This is a genomic window from Paenibacillus sp. J5 (genome assembly GCF_054955055.1).
The window spans coordinates 33,349-56,094 of sequence record NZ_JBUEDD010000008.1 but is presented as its reverse complement, the minus strand read 5'-3'; the positions used below and the strand labels follow the sequence as shown (position 1 = coordinate 56,094).

The following is a 22,746-nucleotide window of genomic DNA, read 5'->3' as shown; positions in this document are numbered from 1 at the left end:
ACCGAAGTTGAGCTTCTGTAGACTACGCAACAACATCTTGTAAGCAGGGGGATAATAAGATGACCACATGGAAGAAAATACTGCTGCCGCTAATGGCTTTGATGCTGGTTGTAACAGCGTGCAGCCAGGCAGACAACGGGGGAAGCGCTGCTGGCAACACAGGTTCGACGGAGGCAGGCGCATCTACAGCGGATAAGGTTTTCGAGCAGGGCAAATATGATCCGCCGATCGACATCAGCACCGTCATTATGCCGCGCGAATATACGAAGGGCGAGACGAAGGACAACAACGTGCATGATCGCTGGATGCTGGAGACGCTCGGCATGAAGCATAAGGATACCTGGTATCCGGCAGGGGCGGATCAGTACAAGCAGCAGTTGCAGCTTGCGCTAACCTCTGGCGAGAAGCTGCCGGATTTTGTGATGGTGCCGACAGACCCTGTGCTGACGAACCAACTGATCGAGTCCGGTCAGTTCATAGCGATCGACGAGTTATTCGAGAAGTACGCCAGCCCGCTCTGGAAGGAGCATACCAACGCTAACCCGGATGTCTGGTACCCGTTCACGAAGGACGGCAAGAAGTGGAATCTGCCCATTATGGAGTACACAGATAACGATGATACCCTTCTGTGGCTGCGCGAGGATTGGATGAAGAAGCTCAATCTGCAGGAGCCGAAGACGATCGCTGACCTGGAAGTCATCATGGACAAATTCAAGAATGAGAACCCGGATGGCCTGGCTGCCAAGGATGTATACCCGCTGGCGATTACGCTCAAGAACAATACGAACACCTGGATGGGCGGCCTTGATTGGCTGTTCGGCGCCTATGGCTCCGTACAGGAGCAATGGAATATGGACGCGAGTGGCAATCTGGAGTACGGCTCCGTCAATCCGGGTGCGAAGCAGGCGCTGGCGAAGCTCCGGGAATGGATGGAGAAGGGCTATATCCATCCAGACTCTGCACTGTGGGATGAGGGCAAAGCGGCAGAGCTCTGGACCAAGGGCAACGCCGGCATCCTGCCAGGCGCGAACTGGATACCGGACTGGCCGGCACCGGATCTGCTGAATAATGTCGCTGGCTCCGAATACAAGGCTTACCCGATTCCGGCAGGGCCTGAAGGCAAGATCGGGACGAAGTGGCAAAAATCCGGCGTCAATAGCAGCTTTATGATCAACAAGGATGCCAAGCACCCTGAGGCGATCATTCTGTATTACAATTATCTGCTGGAGAATCTGGCCAATCCCGAAGCGGGCAGCCCCTATGAATACGGCTTCGCACAGGGCTATGATTGGGATATTGTAGACGGACAGCCGACGCAGGACAAAGAGAAAATCAATGGCTTCTTCGACAAATTCCCGTTCATCACCGGCCCGGCGCGCATCCCTGGACTGTACATGGAGACCCTCGTCAAGCTGGCGAATGGCGAAGAAGCGAAGACACCTTATGAGAAGCAACTGGCAACCTTCCGTAAGCCGGAGAACTGGTATGCGGCCAAGGTCGTCATGTCACAGATCGATATTCGTAAGCAAAATTACTTCACAGGAGCCGCGACGCCGACGATGATCGAGAAATGGAACCTGCTCCGCCAGTCCGAGCTGGAGACATTTAACAAGATTATTTATGGCAAGCTGCCGGTAGACGCCTTCGATGAATTCGTCGCGAACTGGAAAGTCAATGGCGGCGAGCAAGTAACGAAGGAAGTCAACGAATGGTTCCAGTCTGTAACCAAATAAAGTGAAGCGCCGCCGCGTCTCCTACTGGGGATGTGGCGGCTTTTTGCTGAGTGGGATTGTCCAGTGGAGAAGGACTTTTGGGAGGGGATTGTCTTTTAAATAGTGGACAGTTCGTTGGGAAGGATGGTGTGAAGGCTAGGCGAGAAGGTCATCTATATCTAGGTGGGTTAGGTAGGTTGGCGTATAGATGTGGTTATTTTGGGTTTGGAGGAGAGGGCATAGGGTTTGTCCACCATTTGAAAGACACTGTGTCTCGTGGAGGTGGACAGTATCGGAGAGGCCGGTGAGTGAGACTCTAGGCAAGTGATATATGAGCAAAAAGGTGGGTCTAGTTCTATTAGTGGTAGGCACCATATGAGGGATGGAATTTGCTTGAGGGGCTTGGGGAGGTTTATTGGGTCGGGATGGTCTAGGCTGGTGCGAATGTGAGGCGAACATGATTTTTCCGGTAGATTCGCACCTCATATTTTGTCGAATAAAGTCTATTATGATTGTTTTCTTGAAAAGTCAAGTAGAGAAATCATGTTTCCATTGCCAAATCTGGTTGTGAAAGTGTATGATTATTACAAAACAAGCAATTATCCGCTAAAAATCGCTGTCGCACCTCGTGTAGGTGCGTGGATTGAAACTATAATACGGACGGCCATTTCAATGGCTTCTATTTCGTCGCACCTCGTGTAGGTGCGTGGATTGAAACGCAATATAGTCCTCATGATTCGGGTAGTACCGCTTCGTCGCACCTCGTGCAGGTGCGTGGATTGAAACTTATCTCTGATCTCAAGCTCTTCTATTATTCCCGTCGCACCTCGTGCAGGTGCGTGGATTAAAATCACCGCGGCGTAGACCTCGTTAGGTCACCGTCGTCTCACCTTACATAAGTGCGCGGTTTCGATTGGGTACCTGTAGTCTTGGGGCATTCTGTTGTACAGCCGTACCTTACACAGCCCTATGGATTGTAATAATGGGCGACAAAGCATAATAAGAAGCGTGTTTGTTGTCACACCCCATACAGTTCAGTATGAACGATCATGCGCAAGCTCTGTCTATTACTGGACAGGGCTTTTTGAATAGTAAGAACCGTTGCACAGCTTCACAAATCCTTGTTTTTGATGAGATTTTTACTGTGATTCGTATGGTGCAGGCTACAGCCAGCAGCGGGCGCTAACGAGTATGCAACCCGTATTTGACCCTTTATAAGTAAAAGTAATAGCTTCTTCAAAATTATTTATAGATAATAATGAAGGAAAGCATTGAACACGGCTGAAAGCTGCGGTAGTATTATAAAAGATTAAAACATAGCAATATGATCGGATTTTACAGAGGGATACGAGGTGGATGTTGTTGCAACTTCAAGTGACGAATAGTCCGTTTACAGCGGAACAGGCTGCACTGCTCAATGAGCTGCTGCCAACCTTGACGGAGTCTCAGCTTAATTGGCTGGGCGGTTATCTGGCATTTTATCGAGCCGGCGGTGCAGTGGGCGCTCCGGTTGCCGAAGCAGGCTCTCTGCTGCAGGCGTCAATCTCCGGTCTGGCGGTTGAGTCTGCGGCGGCTCCCGTTGCCGCTCCTGCTGTGCCACAAGGCCCGCGCGAGGCAACGATCTTGTTCGGCTCGCAGACCGGCAATGCGCAACGACTGGCAGGAAGGCTGGCGGACAAGCTGAAGGGCGAAGGCTTCGAGGTGACGCTGTCGGCCATGAACAAGTACAAGACGAATAATCTCAAGAAGGTCGCCAATTTGTTCGTACTCGTCAGCACGCATGGCGAGGGCGATCCGCCGGATAATGCTCTGGCGTTCCACGAATTTGTGTATAGTAAGCGTGCGCCGAAGCTGGAGGAGACGAAGTTCTCTGTGCTGGCTCTTGGCGATACCTCCTATGAGTTTTTCTGCAAGACGGGACAGGATTTTGACAAGCGTCTGGAGGAGCTTGGCGCACAACGGCTCGTCGATCGTGTCGATTGCGATGTTGATTTCGAGGAGGCAGCCTCCGGTTGGATCGCTGCGGTCACCAGCGCGTTGACTAGCGCGCCTCCTGTCGCGGGGCAAGGGGCAGTTGCGGCTGTAGCTGCGCCATCCAACGCGGGTGCTACGGCTGAGTCCGATTATTCGCGCAACAACCCGTTTTTGGCTGAAGTGCTGGAGAATCTGAATCTGAACGGACGTGGCTCGGATCGCGAGACGCGCCATCTGGAGCTGTCGCTGGAGGGCTCGGGCTTGCACTATGTGCCAGGTGATGCGGTCGGCATCTATCCGCAGAATGACCCGGAGCTTGTCGATCGCATCGTGTCGCTGCTCCAGTGGGACCCGCAGGAGCCGGTTGTTATCGGCAAGTCGGGCGAGACGGCTACGGTTCGTTCAGCGCTGCTAAGCCACTTTGAGATTACAGTGCTGACGAAGCCGCTGCTGGAGAAGGCGACGGCATTTACAAGCAATGAGAAGCTCGCTGAGCTGCTGAAGCCAGACAACAAGGATGCGTTCAAGGCGTATGTGGGCGGTCGCGACCTCCTCGACCTGCTGACCGACTTCGGCCCGTGGACGCTGACAGCATCGGATCTGCCGAACGTGCTGCGCAAGCTGCCGCCGCGCCTGTATTCGATCGCGAGCAGCCTGGAATCCCACCCAGAGGAAGTGCATCTGACCATCCGCAAGGTGGAGTACGATGCACATGGACGCGAGCGCAAGGGTGTATGCTCCGTGTACGCTTCCGAGCGGCTGGAGCCGGGTGATAAGGTGCCGATCTTCATTCAGCACAATCCGAACTTCAAGCTGCCGGCTAACCCGGAGACGCCGGTCATTATGGTTGGGCCGGGCACAGGCGTTGCACCATTCCGTTCATTTATGGAGGAGCGCGAGGAAGCTGGCGCTAGCGGCAAGAGCTGGCTGTTCTATGGCGACCGTCATTTTGTGACTGACTTCCTGTACCAGACCGACTGGCAGCGTATGCTGGCGGATGGCGTGCTGACGAAGCTTGATGTGGCATTCTCCCGCGATACAGAGGAAAAGGTGTATGTGCAGCACCGGATGCTGGAGCAGGGTGAGGAGCTGTACAAGTGGCTGGAGGAAGGCGCACATGTGTATGTCTGTGGCGATGAGAAGCAGATGGCGCATGATGTGCAGGCGGCATTGCTAGAGATTATCGGGCGCTATGGCGGCAAATCGCCTGAGGGAGCGGCGGCTTATCTGGCTGAATTACAGGAGCAGGGCCGATACCAGCGCGACGTATATTAATGAACTGAGACATTGTAATGGATATAGATGCAATAAGCATGGGTTGAAATTCATGCGATGAAGGAGTTAAATGCTAATGGCCAATAACCATAAGGTAGAGCCGATCGGCGGACCGCCGAGCGACGTAGAGCATCTGAAGAAGGAAAGCAACTATTTGCGGGGCTCGCTGGTAGAATCGCTGTCGAATCGGGTTACAGGCGGCTTGCCGGAGCTGGATAACCGGCTGCTCAAGTTTCACGGCAGCTACATGCAGGATGATCGGGATTACCGCAACGAGCGGGAAAAGCAGAAGCTGGAGCCATACTATCAATTTATGCTCCGTATTGTTACGCCGGGCGGCGTCGCCACACCGGATCAATGGCTGGTCATGGATGAGCTGGCTGACAAATACGGTAGCGGCAGCCTGCGTGTCACAACAAGACAGGCCTTCCAATTGCACGGCGTGTTGAAATGGAATCTGAAAAAGACGATCCAGGAAATCAACACGGCGCTGCTGACGACATTGGCTGCGTGCGGCGATGTCAGCCGTAATGTGATGTGCAACCCGAACCCGTATCAGTCGGACATCCATAGCGAGGTGTTCCACTGGTCGCAGCAGCTTACAACACATCTGGCTCCCAAGACGCCGGCTTATCATGAGATCTGGCTCGATGGGGAGAAGGTGGTTGACAGTCTGGAGGAGACGGGTGAAGCTGGCAAGGACCCGGTAGAGCCGATCTATGGCCCTGTCTATCTGCCACGCAAGTTCAAGATTGGCATTGCAGTACCGCCATCCAATGACGTGGATGTGTACTCTCAGGATTTGGGTCTCATCGCAATTATCGAGGACGGCAAGCTGGCGGGCTTCAACGTCAGTGTCGGCGGCGGCATGGGGATGACACATGGCGACACCGCGACCTATCCGCAGTTGGGGCGCATCATCGGGTTTGTTACACCTGACCGCATCCTGGATGTGGCGGAGAAGACGGTTACGATCCAGCGCGATTACGGCAACCGCTCCGTGCGCAAAAACGCGCGCTTCAAATATACGATCGACCGTCACGGGCTGGAATGGTTCGTCACTGAGCTGCAAGAGCGTCTTGGCTGGCAGCTCGAGCCTGCACGCGCATTTCATTTCGACCATACGGGAGACCGCTATGGCTGGATCAAGGGCAAGAACGGCCGCTGGAATCTGACACTGTATGTGCAGAGCGGGCGAATCGTGGACACGGGCGAGCATAAGCTGAAATCAGCGCTGCGCGAGATTGCCAAGCTTCAGACAGGTGATTTCCGTCTGACCGCGAACCAGAATTTGGTCATTGCCAACATTACCACGCAGAAGAAGAGCAAGGTTTCGGCAATTCTGAAGGCGCATAATGTCAATGAGGCAGGGGATTACTCTGCTCTGCGCCGCAGCGCGCTCTCCTGTGTGGCGCTGCCGACCTGTGGTTTGGCGATGGCAGAGGCCGAGCGCTATCTGCCGACGCTGCTGGATAAGCTGGAGCCGATCGTTGCTGCAGCAGGTCTGCAGGATGAGGAGATCAATATTCGGATGACGGGCTGTCCGAATGGCTGTGCACGTCCGGCGCTCGGCGAGATTGCCTTCATCGGCAAATCTCCTGGCAAGTACAATCTGTACATGGGTGCAGGCTTCTCCGGCGACCGTCTGAGCAAGCTGTACCGGGAGAATATCGGCGAGGACGAGATCATCGATACCCTGCAGCCGATCATCGAGCGCTACGCGGCTGAGCGTCAGGAGGGCGAGCATTTTGGCGACTTCGTCGTCCGTGCCGATTATGTGAAGGCTGTAACGAACGGGATGAATTTCCACGATTAGTTGATGAAGAACAGTTGGATGAAGGACAGTACGGCGACACACGCTGTGCTGTCTTTTTTAATATATTTGAACATCTAAATGCTGTTCGCCTTGTGTGCTTCTATATCTATGCGATCGAGGACTAGCCCAATCAAGAAGGGACGGCAGGCGTATACGCTGGCGAAGATGAAGGGCGATGGCTGAAGCCGGCGACGGATCGTATTGTGGTTGTGGTAAAATGGAGAGAGAAATCATCGTCATCTATATCGGCCGCTGGCGACCTGAAGGGCGCTATAGCGCGGCTGCAGTCCGAGGAGGAACGTCGAAACATGATCGAAGAATGGTCGGAGGCCCGATTCCCGCTATATACGCTTCATCGTATTCAGGTGTTGTATAGCACTTCGAGCAGACCGCAGCATCAGCTTCATAGCGGAGTGCATGCATTGCTGCTTGCAGTCGCAGGGGGAAGCGGGCTGCTGCAATGGGGAGCCGAATGCTGTGAACTGGCTGCTGGCGATGTACTGTTGCTGCCCGCTCATGCGGAGGCACTGTTGACAGCCGACCTGGAGCAGCCGCTGCATCTGTTCCAGCTATGGCTCGGAGCATATAACCCAGAGCAGAAGCAGTCACCGCAGTTGCACCAGCCAGAGCAGCCAGAGCAGCCAGAGCAGCCGCATCAGCTACAGCCGAGCTATGTCCGGCAGCACAGCGTGCTGCTCGGCGGTGAGCGGATGCTGCATCTGCCGCATGCGGCCGAGCTCGTAGCGCTGGCAGAGGAGCTGTATACGCACCGCCTGCCTGTGCATGAGCTGCGCCATATGCAGAACCAGTTGCTGCTGCATCAGTTGTTGCTGCGACTGCTGGAGCAGCTTGAGAGCAAGTATTCTCAGCGGGAGGCTGAGGAGCAGCCATCCATGGAGCGCAGTATTGTATACATGGAGCGCCATTACAGCGCCAAGCTGAGCCGGAGCGAGCTGGCAGCGCTCGCGGGCGTCAGCCCGGCTCATTACTCGATTCGGTTCAAGCAATGTACAGGCCTTAGTCCGATGGATTACTTGTCGAGACTGCGGGTACATCGTGCCAAGGAGCTGTTAACCAGCGGCAATGGCACACTGCGAGATATTGCCTTGCAGGTCGGCTATAAGGATGAGTTTTATCTAAGCCGACGCTTTAAGCAGCAGACGGGAGTCTCGCCTACGGACTACCTTCGGGGGAGTGCGCAGCGCGTAGCTGTGCTGCTGGCGCCGTATGCGAGCCATTTGCTGCTATTAGATGTGAAGCCGGCGGTTACGATCTCGGACAGCAACGAATATGTGACCATTGACGGTCTGTCGCATCTGCAAGAGATGCGGTTCATTGATGTGCGCGGCACAGTGGAGCAACTGCGGCGTCAGCTTCTGGAGAGTGAAGCAGGGCTGCTGATCGCTGCGCCCGAGCATCTGCACGAATATGGGCTGCAGCCAGAGCAGCTTAGGGTAGCGGCTCCCGTCATCGAGATTCCGTGGATGGCGCTTGGCTGGAAGGAGCATCTGCGCATGATTGCCCGCGCCGTGCAGCGCAGCCCTCAGGCTGAGCAATGGCTGGCGTCGTTTGCAGCGGAGGAGCAGGCAGCCAGAGAACGGCTGCATCAGCACACGGTGCAGCGGGAGACGATAGCGATCCTCGTCGTGAAGCCTGGCCGACTGCTGCTCTATGGCGCGCGTAATGCGGGATATGTGATGTATCGTTCGCTCGGCCTTCGTCCTCCGGTCAGCGTTGGTCGCGAGCTGGAGCGGTATGGCGATCAATTTCATTCTATTGCGGTGGAGCCGGAGCAGCTTATGGCGCCGGAGCATGCAGCCGATCGGTTGCTCATTATCGTCATTCCTGACAGCAAGGGCAGCACCGCCCATGCGGAAGCGTTGTTCGACACCTTGTCCTGGCAGGAGCACCCTGCGGTGAGAAGTGATGCCATCCACTGGCTGGCGCCGGACGACTGGATTCCGTATAATCCGGTATCGATCAGGCTGCAATTGCAGCGTGCCGAGGCGCTGTTCACTACGGTGCAGCCCTGAACGAGCTCTAACGAGCCCTAACCAGTCCTAGAAGCCCTAATCAATCACTCGTAATCTAACCAGGTCGCTGTCAGGAGCTGCTAGGATGGGCTAGGCTGCTGCCATACCGCCTCCATACCGCTGCCATGCCGCAGCTCTGCAAAGCTGTTGTTGCCCAAGCCTACAAAAGTACAAGCCATTATTCCAACAAAAAGCTATGGTCGCTCCCTCAGGCAATTCTTATAATAGAGTTTGCCAAATGCGAATGATTTTCATCATCAAAAAGCTGTTGATGAAGCTGCCTGTTGTGCCATAGGGTGGAAGGGTGCTCTGGAGGGAACAGGCGCACTGTAGGTTTGATGCCATCAACATGAACTGCAACACATGCTATGTGCATTTAATAAGGGGAGAACGAGAGATGACTAGCAAGAGATCATGGATATTACCGTTGCTGCTCGCGATGGGGCTGCTGCTTGGCGCTTGCGGCCAAGGTGCGCAGCAGAACCCATCCTCAGCCGGGGGCAGCGGCCTGCCTGCAGCAGCGGGCGGTGCAGCGGAGAAGACAGGGACGGCAGCCGAACAGACGGAAGCTGCACAGCCGGACGAGGGAGAGCAGACGCGCATCTACGAATCGGAGAACGGACCGATCAAGGTTCCGGCTCATCCACAGCGGGTGATCGTACTGACACGTTTCCTGACCGGGCATGTGATGGCGCTTGGGGTGCCGCTCGTCGGTGTCGATGAGATGTCCAAGACGAACCCGCGATTTGCCGACCAGTTGAAGGACGTCGAGACGGTATCGGACGCGAGTTTGGAAAAGATACTGGAGCTGCAGCCGGACCTCATTATTAGTCTGGATGGCATTTCGAATGTGGACAAGCTGGAGCAGATTGCACCATTAGTTACGTATACGTATGGCAAGGTGGACTACTTGACCCAACAGATTGAAGTGGGCAAGCTGCTCGGCAAGGAGGAAGAGGCAAGAGCCTGGGTGGACGATTTCCGTGCGCGTGCGACGCAAGCTGGAGAGGAGATTCGGGCCAAGATCGGGAATGACGCGACCGTATCCGTCATCGAGACGTTTAATAAGCAGCTATACGTGTATGGCTACAATTACTCCCGTGGCACCGAAATTCTGTATGGAGAAATGAAGCTGAAAATGCCGAAGACGGTTGAGGAGGCGACGAAGGCGGATGGCTACCTGGCATTGTCGGCCGAGGTGCTGCCAGACTACTTTGGCGATTATGTCATCTTCAGCAAAAATATGGACGAGGACAGCTCGTTCCAGGAGACATCGATCTACAAGGGCATTGCTGCTGTACAGAAGAACCATGTTTATGAGGTGGATGCGAAGCAATTTTACTTCAATGATCCGCTCACATTAGAATTCCAGTTGGAATTCATCAAGAACAGCCTGCTCGGGGAGTAGGTGGGGAGAGAACCATTCGGAACATAGGCCGGATGGTTCTTTTTTATGCTGCGCCAGCTTGCAATGATGTCGATAGAGAAGAGAATAGAGAGAAATAGGACGGAATTTGGCATAAAATCCATTTTCATTTATAAGCCGCCAGTATACAATAGAGGAAAATGATGTATGCCATGGATTCTGGAAGCACCGGAATTGGAGCTGCAAGCTCGGCTGCCGCTCGGTTGTTTTACGATTTCCAAGGCTCAAGTGGAGAGATGAACATGGCTTATATGATCCCTGAGACATTGCCTAAGACATGCACCGCGGGCGAGCGGCTGTTATTCCATACCTTGAAGGAAAGCCTGCCCGATGATTATATTGTTTACTACGAGCCGGAGATTGGCGGGCGCAAGCCTGATTATGTCGTAATCGGGCCTGACCTGGGGCTGCTGGTACTGGAAGTGAAGGACTATACGGAGGGCACGCTGTACGAGCTGTACACAAATGAATGGCGCATCTACAATACGCAAGGCGAGATCAGCACGGTACGCAATGCGCTTCATCAGGCGCGAGACAATGCTTTTCGTATTGCAAACAAGCTCAAGAAAGACAAAAATCTAGTCCAAACGGGAAGCTATGCCAATCAATTGAAGTTTCGCTATGCCTTTGGCACGGTATTTACGAGGCTAAGGGAGACTCATATTGTAAAATTACAGCTTCACCGGGTCATCGAGCCACAGTTCATGCTGACACGCGATGATTTGGACATGGATGGCGAGCAGTTCAGTGCAGATTCGCTCATGGAGCGTCTGCTCGGCATGTTCACCGTTCCGTTTCGCACATCGCAGTTACTGTCCGATGACGATATCAAAGCCATTCGCTACCACTTGTTCCCGGAAGTACGGATTAGCGCTGAATTCAAGGAGCCGATCTATTACAATGACCAATTGCTGCTCTCCTTGCATAATTTGCAGGCGATGGATCTGCATCAGGAATCGCTCGCACGGCAACTTGGCGATAAAAATCGGCTGATTCGCGGCGTAGCAGGCAGTGGCAAAACGTTGATCTTATCGGCGCGTGCCCGTCTGCTTGCCAAGGAGCACCCGGACTGGAATATTCTTGTGCTATGCTACGCCATTCCGTTGTCGCGGGTGCTGCGCAGCCTGATTGACAAGATGATGGAGGAGCCGGAGGACCTGCTGGAGCTGATCGCGCGTGCCGGTTCAGACCAGATGGAGGGTTCGCGCAGCTATAATATTCAGACAGCTACCTTCCACGAATGGCTGTGGAATACACTGCGAATCAAGGATGACGGGATCGGGCAGCTATTGGAAAAGCTGGAGCGCAAGGAGGCGATCGTGCCTAAGTATGACGCGATACTGATCGACGAAGGTCAAGACTTTGAACCGTCTTGGCTGGAGCTGCTGAGCAGGGTGCTGAACCCCGATACGCAGTCGCTGTTGCTCGTTGAGGATAAGGCTCAAAACATATTTCGCCGCAAAACAAGTCTTTCCGCCAGTACTGGGCTTGACTTTCGCGGGCGCTCGAAAATATTGAGCATCAACTACCGTAATACTGCCCAGATTGTTGATTTTGCTTGGGAATTTTATCGTCAGCACTCGGCGCTGCGCGATCGTGTCAAGGAAGGAAGCTCTGTAGAGGGAATGGAGATTATTCCGCCTCAGAGCACGAAGCGCAAAGGCCCAGAGCCGATCATACGACGCTTGACCGGCTTCGATGAAGAGGCAGCGTGGGTGGCCGACTGTATCCGCACGCTGCATGAGGAGCGTCATGTCTCCTACACCGACATCGCCATTTTGTACCGGGTGAAAAACCGTTATTCCTATTCCTATGTAGACAAGCTGCAGGCTGAGCTGGACAAGCGTGGGATTCCGCATAATTGGTTCGCAGCCAGCAGTGCCGCCAAGCGTGCTTATGATCGAAGTCAGCAAGCGGTCAAGCTGTCCACAATCGACAGCTCCAAGGGTCTGGATTTTCGTGCGGTCTTCCTCGTTAATCTGGATAGTATGCCGTTCCACCTGGAGGATAATGTGGAGCGCGAGGTGTCCTTGCTCTATATCGGCATGACGCGGGCAATGGAATGGCTGTTCCTAAGTTACTGCAAGCCTGACGGCTTCGCTAGTTGGCTGGAGGAAAGACGGGTATCTCGGGAGGCCGCCCCTGCTCCTGGGCCTGCATATGCAGGTAGTTAGTTCTCTTTCGACTTTATAGCCTTCCCGGTTTTTGCTATAACGCTGCTCCCCTTAATTCCAAGGGGGCGGCGTTTTTTTGCGATATTTTTTACGCGAAACGAAGGCTGGCCTATTCCGCACTTCGGCAGCCGTTGTGGGATGAAATGAGGCGAATTGGGAATGACTAACAAGAACACAACATGGGCGGGGGCTGGAGTGATGTCGAATGAGCAGCGGCGGCTATCGGAGAAGCTGCATGACAATATATTAGCATTTCAAAGCATCATGGGCCAAAGTCCTGATGTGATCCTCCGCAAGTTCCGCATTCCGGGTCTTAACAAGGATGCGGCGCTCATCTATATCGATGGCCTGGTTGATAAGCAGACGGCAAATGAACTGGTGCTGCGTCCGCTCATGATGCTTGAGCCGGCCAAGGCCAGGGCATTGGGGACGGCCGGGCATTCGGGAGAGGACAGCAAGCCCCCGCGTGCGGCACGATCAAGAGCGAAGGCTGCAGCAGAGGGTGCAGAATCTGCATTAGTTGGGACTGACGAGAACAATATGACGGTCTCGACAGGCAATAGTCAGGAAGGGGCAGAAGGCAGCGGCACAGGCGCGGAGAGTGCTGGAAGCGGCCATCATATGGTGACGTCTGCCCTGTTGAATGTAGCAGAGCTGAAGGAATCGCCGCTGCTGGATGATTGCATTCAGGAGGTGCTGGGAGGCAATACGGTGCTTCTGCTGGAGGACGCAGATACGGCGCTCATTGTCGGTAGCTGCGGCTGGCCCAGCCGCTCGATTGAGGAACCGGTATCCGAGACGGTGGTGCGGGGGCCGCGTGAAGGCTTCACGGAGGCGTTTCGCACCAATACGGCGCTGCTGCGCCGGCGGATTAAGGACCCGAATCTGGTGCTAGAACCGTATAAGCTCGGACGCCGCTCCAAGACGGATGTGGCCTTGGTCTATATCCGGGGCTTAACCGATATGGCGTTGGTGGAGGAGATGAGAACACGGCTGGCTCGCATCGACATCGATGATGTGATGGAATCTGGCTATATCGAGCAACTGGTGGAGGATAATGTGATGTCGCCCTTCCCGCAGCTTCAGACGACAGAGCGGCCGGATCGGGTAGCAGCAGCGCTGCTGGAAGGCAGAATTGCGGTGTTGACGGATGGGACGCCGTTTGTGCTGATAGCGCCCGTCACCTTTACGATGATGCTGAGCTCGTCGGAGGATTATTATGAGCGCTGGATGCCCTCATCGCTTATACGGCTGCTTCGCTATGCAGCGGCGTTCTTTGCACTGTTCCTCCCCTCGCTATATATCGCGCTCATCTCATATAATCATGGGCTTATCCCGACCAAGCTGGCGATCTCGATAGCTGCCGGGAGGGAAGGCGTACCGTTTCCGTCTATTGTCGAGGCGCTTATTATGGAGGTGACCTTGGAAATATTGCGCGAGGCGGGCTTGCGTCTTCCCAAGCCGATCGGCCAGGCAGTCGGGATTGTCGGTGGTCTGGTCATCGGGCAGGCAGCGGTGCAGGCGGCGATTGTCAGTCCGATTATGGTCATCGTGGTGGCTTTGACGGCTATATCGTCCTTTGCTTTTCCACAGTACGAGGCCGGGATTGCGATTCGAATGCTGCGGTTTGGCATGATGCTGGCGGCAGCGGTGCTGGGACTTTTCGGCGTCATTTTGTTCTTTATACTCATCATGGCGCATCTGGCTCGGCTTCAGAGCTTCGGGGTCAGCTATCTATCCCCTGTCGTTCCAGCTCGTCCGTCGCAATGGAAGGATCTGTTCCTGCGCTTTCCGCTCCGCATGATGAAGCAACGGCCGTTAATGAATCGTCCGCAAGACACCAGGAGACAGAAATAGCGAGGGGGCTGGAAGAATGGGGCAACGCAAGCCAAGTGCAGAGACCATAACCGCCAACCAGGCGGCGATGATGGTATCCAAAGCCATGATCGGCACCGGCATTCTGATTTTGCCGCAGAGTGTATCGCTGGCGGTGAACACACCGGATGGCTGGTTATCTGTCCTGCTTAGCGGCTTCGTGGCGCTGCTGGCTGGCTGGATTGTCGGCCTGCTGTGCCGGCGCTTTCCGGGGCGGGGCTTCTATGCGTATGTCGGTGATATTATCGGCCGACCGCTTGGAGCCTGTGTGGTGGTGCTGGTGTCTGTCTATTATTTGTCCTCGGCGGGGTATCTGCTGCGGGTGATGGGTGAGGTCATTCGCATGTATCTGCTCGACAAGACGCCGATCATGGTGACGATGGTGTTGTTTATGCTGGTGGCCAATTATTTAACGGTAGGCGGCATCAATCCGATCGCCCGTCTGATCGAGCTGTTCATGCCGATTATTGTATGTATTCTGATGGTGCTGATCGTGTTTAGCTTCCGTGATTTTGAGCTGGATAATGTGCGTCCGGTATTGGGGCAAGGACTGCTTCCGGTGCTCCAGGGCATGCCTTCCTCCATTCTATCGTACAGCGGGTTTGAGGTGCTGCTCTTCCTGGGGGGCTTCATGAAGATGAGCCGCAAGGCTGTGCCCGCCGTGCTTGCCGGAATCGGCTTGACTACGGTGCTGTATACCTTGATTGTGCTGGTGACGATCGGCTCGTTGACAGTGGAGGAGGTAAAGACAGTCACCTGGCCTACCATGTCGGTAGCGATGAACATTGAGCTCCCGGATGGGTTCTTCGAGCGGTTCGAATCCTTATTTACCGTGTTATGGGTACTGTCGATGTATACCGCTTATGTGCTGTACCAGTATGGAGCATGCCTGGGTGCTGCGCAGTTGTACGGGAAGGACTTCCGCGTCTGGTCTTATATTGTGATGCCGATCATTTTTGCCATCGCCGTCTTGCCGGATAATCTGAATGCTGTGTTTGCGCTGGGTGAATATAACAGTTACGCTTCGCTGTTGATGTTCGGACTGTTGCCGGTCATTCTGTTGGCGGTGGCTGCTGTCAGGAGGATTGGAAATGAGCAAGCCTCTTAAATACGGCACAGTCTGGCTGCTGCTTGCCGTCTGGCTGACTATGAACGCTGTGCTGCTGTCTGGCTGTTGGGATCGCAATGAAATTGAAGAAACCGGCATCGTGCTGGGCATCGGGCTCGATATGCCCTCCGATGGAGGCGATGACGAACAACGACGGCCGGAAATTTCCATGACGCATCAGATTGCACTGCCCACTGGATTCTCGGAGCAGGGTGGCGGCAAGACGCAGAAAAAATATATGAATATTACAAGCGAGGGCCCGATCATCTTCGATAACATCCGCCAGCTTGCAACCCGCATTGATCGTCCTCCCAGCTATGAGCATGTGCGCGTTATCGTGATTGGCGAACAAGTCGCCCGCCAGATGGATCTGAGAAATGTCATCAATTTTTTTATGCGCAATACGGAGACGAGGCGTTCGATTCGGGTCGTCGTTGCCAAGGGGAGGTCTGAACCGATATTCTCGCAGCATAAGAGCGGACAGACCCCGGCGATCGAGCTGCGGGAGATGACGGAAAATTACCATAAGACACTGCGCACACCTGTTCAGATGACACTCGGCAATCTGTCTGAGCATCTGACAGGCCAACACAGCTTTGTACTGCAACGAGTGATGGCGCTTCAGGGAGAATCGCAGTTGTCGGGGGCGGCAGTGGTGAAGGGAGCCACGGCCAAGATGGTCGGCTGGCTGGGCGAACTGGAGACGGCAGGGCTGAATTGCCTGCTCGGCATTCGCCGATTTAACGGGGTCATTGAAGGTGTAGAGCTGGAGAGCGGAGCCATGCTCGGTTATGAGGTGCGCCGCATGAAGCGGCATATAGTACCCATTATTGAGGGGGATCGCATTTCCTTTGAGGTGAGGATCAAGAGCGAGGGAAAGCTGCGCGAGGACTGGGCGAATCCAGGAGATGCATTTGACCAGACGTTCGTAGAACGAGCCGAGCAGGCGACGGCAGCGCGGATCAGACAGCTCGCGGAGCGGGCGCTGGAGAAGACGCAGAAGCAATATAAGGTGGATGTCGTCGGCTTCGGCAAGCGGCTCTCGATCGATCATCCGGCAGTATGGCGGCGGGTCAAGGATGACTGGGAGGATCGCTTTAGCCGTATGGCGGTTAAGGTAAAGGTGGAGGTACGCATCCAGGAGTTCGGCACGCGCGGCTCCAAGCGTCGATAGGAGCCGCGCGCTGTCCCTTTGCTTCACGTTTTAGCGATCACCCAATCGATGTATCATTTTTCCCAATCCTTATTCCATATCAACGCGCTGTTTTACTGATAAGATAGGAACTGTCATCGATGAAAGCGCAATCTTAGGGCAATAGGGAGAGATACGATGAGAGAGAAAGGGTTGAGAAGATTTACTGGAGGGCTGCTCTTCATGGGCCCGGCCTTGGCGGTGTTCCTTGGTGTTATTATTATTCCGATTGTGATGAGCGTCTACTACAGCTTGTTTCAATGGGACGGCATCTCGCCCAAGGTATTTGGCGGACTTGACAACTACATTCGGCTGGCGCAGGACCCGGTTGTATGGACAGCGCTGCGTAATTCGCTGTACTTGACGCTGGGCGCACTGCTCGTGCAGCTTCCGGTCGGCCTGCTGCTGGCTGTGCTGCTTAGTATTGGCCTTAGAGGATCGAATCTTTTGAAAACGGTTTACTTCACACCTGTCATGCTGTCGACTGCGGTGCTGGGCATTCTCTGGGGGCAAATCTATGATCCGAACTTCGGCTTGCTGAACAATCTGCTCATTCAGCTCGGTCTGAAGAGCTGGACACATGCCTGGCTAGGCGATGAAAAGACAGCGCTGTTATCGGTAATCGCCGTAGTGGCGTGGCAGTTTATCGGCTTTTACATTGTGGTCTACTTTGCGGCCTTGCAGAACATTTCGGACGAAGTGCTCGAATCAGCCCGGGTCGAAGGAGCAGGGGAATGGAGAATCTTCTTCAAGATTCAAATTCCGCTCATCTGGCCGGCTATCACGTTCACGGTGCTGAATTGTGTGATTAACTCGCTGAAGTATTTTGATCTGATCTACATTATGACAAGCGGAGGCCCGAATCATTCGAGCGAGGTGCTTGCCAGCTATATGATGAGCAATGCCTTCAAGTTAATGGACTACGGCTATGGCAGCACCATCTCCACCTTCCTGCTGCTGTTTGGCCTGGTGTTGGCGCTTGTCATTACGAAGGTGCTGGGCAAGGGAAGCGCCAAATTCCAATAAGAAAGGAGAATCGCTGTGAGCAGTTCTCAAGCGCAGCTCCAACCTGGAGCGGCAGAAAGTGTGTGGGCGCGGTTCAGCCTGCTGCGAGGCAAGCTGGTCAGCCGCATCGTCATCTACTTGATTTTGTTGGTTCATCTTGTGCTGACCGGTTATCCGTTCGTATGGATGCTGATCTCGTCGTTCAAGAGTAATAAGGAATATTTCGCAGATCCATGGGGACTGCCGACGCAATGGCGGTTCGAGAACTTCGTCAACGCCTGGAATGAGGGGATTAGCAGCTACCTGTTCAACAGCTTGTACATTACCTTCTTCTCGGTTGTCGGCTTGCTGGCGGTATCAACGCTAATCGGCTTCTATCTGGCAACGCGCTCGTTCAAGGGCTCCAAGCTGCTGCTAGGCATGTTTTTGCTCGGGATGATGATCCCGGTGCACAGCACGCTGATCCCGCTGTTCACCCTTGCCAATCAGTTGGGCATCTACGATACCTTCTGGGCACTGTTCTTCCCGTACATCGGCTTCAATCTGCCGATAGCCGTCTTTCTTGCCTATGGGTTCTTCAGTGAAGTGCCCAAAGAGCTGGAGGAAGCAGCGCTGGTGGACGGCTGCAACATTTACAAGACGTTCTTCTATATTTATTTTCCGCTGGCGAAGCCGGTGCTGGCGACGGTAACGATTCTATCCTTCTTCAACATCATGAACGACTTTATATTCCCGCTGATTATGGTGTCGCAGGATGCGCTCAAAACCTTGCCGCTCGGTCTGATGATGTTCAAGGGCAACTTCAGCGCGGACTACTCGCTGATCAGCGCAGCGCTGGTCATCACGACCACACCGATCATCATCATGTATTCGTTCTTGCAAAAATATGTGCATAAGGGTGTTGTGGCAGGGTCGGTCAAAGGATAAGCTGTCGAGGAAGCGGCTATGGTTATAAGACATGAGGGTCGTTGTACAACGTGAGAAATGGTGATACAGCAGCGCGCTTTTTGGGGAAGAATTGCGGCGCAGCCCTGCGGGAAGCGGCTGCTAGTCTGGCGCGCAGCTTATTCATAAATAGAGCATAGAACTCAACTAAAGGGGAGATTACATCATGAAGAAGATGGCAATCGCACTACTGGCATTCGCAATGGTAGCTGTGGCAGGCTGTGGCAGCCCAAGCAGCAGCTCAAATGGCAACACAGGCGCTAATACAGGCGCAGGTAAAGAAAATACGGCAGGCGGGGATGGAAATGTCACCCAACTGACCATGTGGAGCATGGAGACGCGCAACCGTTCCATTATCGAGAAATCACTGGCGGAATTCAACCGTGACAACAAGGACGTTCAGGTGAAGGCCGAGTTTTTCGAGGATGAGGCGCTGAAGACCAAGATGAAGGTGGCGATCGCAGGCAATCAGTTGCCGGACATTGTAACCTATTGGAGCGGCGAAACGTTTGACACGCTGGTTGCCAACGGACTGCTAGGCGATCTCACCTCCTATCTGGACAAGGATGCGGAGTTCAAGGATAATGTACTATCGGGGGGACTAGAGACCTTCACCTATGATGGCAAGACGTATGGCGTGCCGGTACTGTTCAGCGGCGTATCCCTGTGGTATAATAAAGAAATTTTTCAGCAGAATAACCTGACGCCTCCGACAACCTACAATGAGCTGCTGCAGGTCGTGGACAAGCTGAATGCCAACAATGTGACGCCGATTACCGTAGCTGGCAAGGAGCGTTGGCCGCTTCTGCACTGGTTCTCGTACTTTGCAGAGCGCGTAGGCGGCACGGAGCCGTTCGAGAAGGCGAAGGCAGGCGAAAGCGATTTCGCAGCGGATTCCTTCGTTAAGGCGGGTCAGATGTTCAAGGAAATGGCTGTCGACCACAAGGGCTTTGTGAATGGATTCCTGGGTCTTGATTATGCAGCCGCAGAAGCGTTATTCACGAATGAACGCGCGGCCATGTATCTGCAGGGCGAATGGGCGATGGAATCGTTCCTGGGCGACGACTTCGCGGAGAAGGTCGATTTCGTGCCATTCCCGGTTGTTGAAGGCGGAGCAGGCAGCGTCAACGTATACCATGGCGGCTTCGGCGCGGGGATGGCCATCTCGTCCAAAACGAACCAGGATGCCGCCTACAAGGTCGTGCGCTTCCTGACCAGCCCCGAGCAGCGCAAGGAGATCAATGAAGGCGCCAACATCAGCCCGATGAAAAATCCAGGGCTGGACGAAGCCAACATGCATCCACTGGCGTTCCGTTATGACGACTACATTAGCAAAAATCTGGAGGGCTTCTTCGGCTACTACGATCAGGCGCTGGATGCCAAGCGGGCCGAGCAGTTCCTGAATGCTGTAGGCGCCATCGTCGGCAAGAAGGATGCCGATATTCCGTCGATTCTCGCTGCAATTAAATAACAACATGTCTGTGTAAGGAGGATGCACCTTGTCTATCATTACAAATCCCATCCTGCGCGGCTTCAACCCCGACCCCTCCATTGTGAGGGTCGGGGAGGATTTTTATATCGCCACATCGACCTTTGAGTGGTTTCCAGGCGTGCAGATTCATCATTCTCGTGACTTGAAGAACTGGCAGTTGATCGGCCATCCGCTGCAGCGGAGCAGCCAACTGAATATGCTGGGCAATCCAGACTCCGGAGGCATCTGGGCGCCGTGCCTCAGCTATGCTGACGGTGTATTTTACTTGATCTACACCGATGTGAAGAGTCATCTGGGGCCGTTCAAGGATACGCCGAATTACATGGTGACGGCGACCGACATTCATGGGCCATGGTCGGAGCCGATCTATCTGAACAGCAGTGGCTTTGATCCGTCCCTGTTCCATGCATCGGATGGCAAGAAGTGGCTGCTGAATCTGATGTGGGATCACCGCAAGGGCAAAAATCCGTTCGGCGGGATTATTATGCAGGAATACTCGGTGGAGGAGCAGCGGCTCGTTGGGCCGATCCATAACCTGTTCCGCGGCACGGAGCTTGGCCTGACGGAAGGGCCGCATCTCTATGAGCATGGCGGCTACTATTACCTGATTACAGCGGAGGGCGGCACCCGCTTTGGTCATGCGGCGACTGTGGCGCGCTCTGCTTCACTGCTGGGGCCATATGAGGCTGATCCGCAAGGGCCGCTCGTCACCTCTGCCGGTAAGCTGGAGCTCGCCCTTCAGCGTGCGGGTCATGCAAGTCTGGTTGAGACGCAGAACGGCGAGTGGTATATTGCTCATCTGTGTGGACGTCCGCTGCGTCCGTCTATGCAGTGCAATCTGGGTAGAGAGACAGCGCTGCAACGGGTAGCGTGGACAGAGGATGGCTGGCTTCGGCTGGCGGACGGCGGCAACAGCCCGTATGTCACCGTGCAGGCGCCTGATCTGCCGGAGCATCCCTTCGAGGAGCCTGCAGCGGAGCTGTTCGGCCCTGATGGGCTGAGCTTGCATCTGGCCTCGCTGCGCCAGCCGGTGAGCGAGGAGTGGGCGTCGCTCACCGCTCGTCCGGGCTATCTGCGCTTGCTGGGCGGGCAGTCGCTATACTCGGCCTTCCATCAGAGTCTGTTGGCTCGTCGCCAACAATCGTTCACGGTGGAGGCGCAGACAGCAGTGGAATTCGAGCCGCTGCACTATCAGCAGATGGCGGGTCTTATCTATTACTATAACAACAAGAATTATTATTATCTGCACATTACGCGCGATGAGGAGCAGGGTCGTTATCTGACGATAATGACGAGCGACCGCGGCATCTATGACGAACCGCTGGAGCAAGGCGTATCGGTTGAAGGCTGGGAGCAGGTGTATCTCAAGCTCCAGGCGGATCATGAGAGGCTGTCCTTTTATTATTCCAGGGATGGCGTGGACTGGACAGCGATCGGGCCGGTGCTGGACGCGGGGAAAATCTCTGATGAGAATGCCGAGACCGTCATCGATGGTTATCTGATCGATCAAGGGTTTACAGGAGCCTTCATCGGCATCTGCGCCCAGGATTTGAGCGGTACGCGCAAGCCGGCTGATTTTGCCTACTTCACCTACCGCGAGCTGGAGCAATCCGCACAATAATAGTAAGCAAAAGGGAGAGAATAACATGAGCGAAAAAACAATGCAAGCAGCGGTGCTGAACCGCCCCTTGGACATCGAAGTGAAGCAGGTGCCGATCCCGGTGCCCAAGGCGGACGAGGTGCTGCTGAAGGTTCATTGCATCGGTATCTGCGGGTCCGACGTGCATTATTACGAGCATGGCCGCATCGGTCGTTATGTTGTAGAGGCGCCGATCATCCTAGGTCATGAGCTGTCCGGTGTTATCGTTGAGGTCGGCTCCGATGTCAGCCATGTTGCTGTCGGAGATCGAGTGGCAGTCGAGCCGGGCGTCACCTGCGGACGCTGTGATTACTGCAAGTCCGGTCGGTACAATCTGTGCCCGGATGTGGTGTTCATGGCGACGCCTCCAGTAGACGGGGCATGGGCGGAATATGTCACGATCCGCAGTGACTTTGTATTCAAGCTGCCGGAAGCGATGAGCTTTGAGGAGGGCGCACTGATTGAGCCGTTCTCCGTGGGCATTCATGCGATGAACCGCGGCCGGGTAACGCCTGCAGACCGCGTGCTGGTAACCGGGCTGGGGCCGATCGGCCTGCTGGCGGTACAGGCTGCGAAAATGTACGGCGTAAGCGAAATTTATGCGACAGATGTGGTGCCGTTCCGGCGTGAGCTGGCGCTCAAAATGGGTGTAACCGCTGTGTTTGATCCGAGCAGCGAGGATGTGAAGCAGAAGCTGACTGAGGCGACAGCAGGCCATGGCGCAGATGTGCTGGTCGAGACCTCAGGCAATGGGCGGGCAATCAGCGACGCTATTACAACGGTGCGCCGCGGGGGACGTGTGGTGCTGGTCGGCATGCCGGCCAAGGATGATCTCCCGGTCAATATTAATCACCTGATTGATTCGGAGCTGGATGTGTTCGGCTTGTTCCGTTATGCCAATACGTATCCGGCTGCCGTACAGGCGCTCGCTGGCGGCAAGCTGGATGTCGAGCAGGTCATCACGCATCGCTTTGCGCTGGAGGACATCAAGGAAGCGGTTGAGATGGCCCGCACGCAGAAGGATACGAGCATTAAAATTATGATTTACCCAGACAAACAAGATGTAGCTAAGGGATGATG

Annotated in this window: 14 protein-coding genes; all 14 read left to right on the top strand. The window is 54.7% G+C overall.

Features of this window, described 5'->3' with window-relative positions; genetic code table 11:
* Positions 1–59 precede the first annotated feature (59 nt).
* The 14 genes from ACY1JZ_RS15710 (at position 60) to ACY1JZ_RS15645 (ending at position 22,744) form a co-directional block, all read left to right on the top strand.
* A complete protein-coding gene (locus tag ACY1JZ_RS15710; protein WP_462630025.1) occupies positions 60–1,733 on the top strand; it encodes a type 2 periplasmic-binding domain-containing protein in 1,674 nt (557 codons plus the stop codon).
* Between the two features lie 1,341 nt (positions 1,734–3,074).
* A complete protein-coding gene (locus tag ACY1JZ_RS15705) occupies positions 3,075–4,961 on the top strand; it encodes an assimilatory sulfite reductase (NADPH) flavoprotein subunit (protein ID WP_462630207.1) in 1,887 nt (628 codons plus the stop codon).
* 76 nt (positions 4,962–5,037) lie between these two features.
* Positions 5,038–6,777, top strand: a complete 1,740-nt coding sequence (gene cysI / locus ACY1JZ_RS15700) for an assimilatory sulfite reductase (NADPH) hemoprotein subunit (RefSeq protein WP_462630024.1) — start codon at positions 5,038–5,040, stop codon at positions 6,775–6,777.
* A 308-nt stretch (positions 6,778–7,085) separates the two neighbouring features.
* Positions 7,086–8,810, top strand: a complete 1,725-nt coding sequence (locus tag ACY1JZ_RS15695; protein WP_462630023.1) for a helix-turn-helix domain-containing protein — start codon at positions 7,086–7,088, stop codon at positions 8,808–8,810.
* Positions 8,811–9,207: 397 nt separating this feature from the next.
* Positions 9,208–10,218, top strand: coding sequence for an iron-hydroxamate ABC transporter substrate-binding protein (locus ACY1JZ_RS15690; RefSeq protein WP_270169971.1), 1,011 nt, complete (start codon positions 9,208–9,210; stop codon positions 10,216–10,218).
* A gap of 260 nt (positions 10,219–10,478) precedes the next feature.
* Complete coding sequence (locus tag ACY1JZ_RS15685) at positions 10,479–12,410, top strand: 3'-5' exonuclease (protein WP_462630021.1); 1,932 nt, start codon at positions 10,479–10,481, stop codon at positions 12,408–12,410.
* Between the two features lie 159 nt (positions 12,411–12,569).
* The gene (locus tag ACY1JZ_RS15680; RefSeq protein WP_462630020.1) at positions 12,570–14,267 is read left to right on the top strand and encodes a spore germination protein; all 1,698 of its coding nucleotides are present in this window, start codon (positions 12,570–12,572) and stop codon (positions 14,265–14,267) included.
* A 16-nt stretch (positions 14,268–14,283) separates the two neighbouring features.
* Complete coding sequence (locus ACY1JZ_RS15675; protein ID WP_462630019.1) at positions 14,284–15,393, top strand: GerAB/ArcD/ProY family transporter; 1,110 nt, start codon at positions 14,284–14,286, stop codon at positions 15,391–15,393.
* Positions 15,377–16,567, top strand: coding sequence for a Ger(x)C family spore germination protein (locus tag ACY1JZ_RS15670; protein WP_462630018.1), 1,191 nt, complete (start codon positions 15,377–15,379; stop codon positions 16,565–16,567). The genes ACY1JZ_RS15675 and ACY1JZ_RS15670 overlap by 17 nt, the downstream gene beginning before the upstream one ends.
* 156 nt (positions 16,568–16,723) lie before the next feature.
* Positions 16,724–17,611 (top strand): carbohydrate ABC transporter permease, encoded by an 888-nt coding sequence (locus tag ACY1JZ_RS15665; RefSeq protein WP_462630017.1) that lies wholly within the window; start codon positions 16,724–16,726, stop codon positions 17,609–17,611.
* A gap of 15 nt (positions 17,612–17,626) precedes the next feature.
* Positions 17,627–18,517 carry a carbohydrate ABC transporter permease gene (locus ACY1JZ_RS15660; RefSeq protein WP_462630016.1) on the top strand — a complete coding sequence of 297 codons (891 nt, stop codon included), beginning with the start codon at positions 17,627–17,629 and terminating at the stop codon, positions 18,515–18,517.
* Positions 18,518–18,701: 184 nt separating this feature from the next.
* A complete protein-coding gene (locus ACY1JZ_RS15655; protein ID WP_462630015.1) occupies positions 18,702–20,006 on the top strand; it encodes an ABC transporter substrate-binding protein in 1,305 nt (434 codons plus the stop codon).
* A gap of 28 nt (positions 20,007–20,034) precedes the next feature.
* On the top strand, positions 20,035–21,648 hold the full coding sequence (locus ACY1JZ_RS15650) for a glycoside hydrolase family 43 protein (RefSeq protein ID WP_462630014.1): 1,614 nt from the start codon (positions 20,035–20,037) through the stop codon (positions 21,646–21,648).
* A 25-nt stretch (positions 21,649–21,673) separates the two neighbouring features.
* Positions 21,674–22,744: an NAD(P)-dependent alcohol dehydrogenase gene (locus ACY1JZ_RS15645; RefSeq protein ID WP_462630012.1), complete on the top strand. Its 1,071-nt coding sequence runs from the start codon at positions 21,674–21,676 to the stop codon at positions 22,742–22,744.
* Positions 22,745–22,746 lie beyond the last annotated feature (2 nt).

Bases quoted from the DNA above. Each gene is read 5' to 3' on its own strand.
- ACY1JZ_RS15710 (WP_462630025.1), top strand. From the start codon at position 60: ATGACCACATGGAAGAAAATACTGCTGCCGCTAATGGCTTTGATGCTG.
- cysI (WP_462630024.1), top strand. From the start codon at position 5,038: ATGGCCAATAACCATAAGGTAGAGCCGATCGGCGGACCGCCGAGCGAC.
- ACY1JZ_RS15695 (WP_462630023.1), top strand. From the start codon at position 7,086: ATGATCGAAGAATGGTCGGAGGCCCGATTCCCGCTATATACGCTTCAT.
- ACY1JZ_RS15690 (WP_270169971.1), top strand. From the start codon at position 9,208: ATGACTAGCAAGAGATCATGGATATTACCGTTGCTGCTCGCGATGGGG.
- ACY1JZ_RS15685 (WP_462630021.1), top strand. From the start codon at position 10,479: ATGGCTTATATGATCCCTGAGACATTGCCTAAGACATGCACCGCGGGC.
- ACY1JZ_RS15680 (WP_462630020.1), top strand. From the start codon at position 12,570: ATGACTAACAAGAACACAACATGGGCGGGGGCTGGAGTGATGTCGAAT.
- ACY1JZ_RS15675 (WP_462630019.1), top strand. From the start codon at position 14,284: ATGGGGCAACGCAAGCCAAGTGCAGAGACCATAACCGCCAACCAGGCG.
- ACY1JZ_RS15670 (WP_462630018.1), top strand. From the start codon at position 15,377: ATGAGCAAGCCTCTTAAATACGGCACAGTCTGGCTGCTGCTTGCCGTC.
- ACY1JZ_RS15665 (WP_462630017.1), top strand. From the start codon at position 16,724: ATGAGAGAGAAAGGGTTGAGAAGATTTACTGGAGGGCTGCTCTTCATG.
- ACY1JZ_RS15655 (WP_462630015.1), top strand. From the start codon at position 18,702: ATGAAGAAGATGGCAATCGCACTACTGGCATTCGCAATGGTAGCTGTG.
- ACY1JZ_RS15645 (WP_462630012.1), top strand. From the start codon at position 21,674: ATGAGCGAAAAAACAATGCAAGCAGCGGTGCTGAACCGCCCCTTGGAC.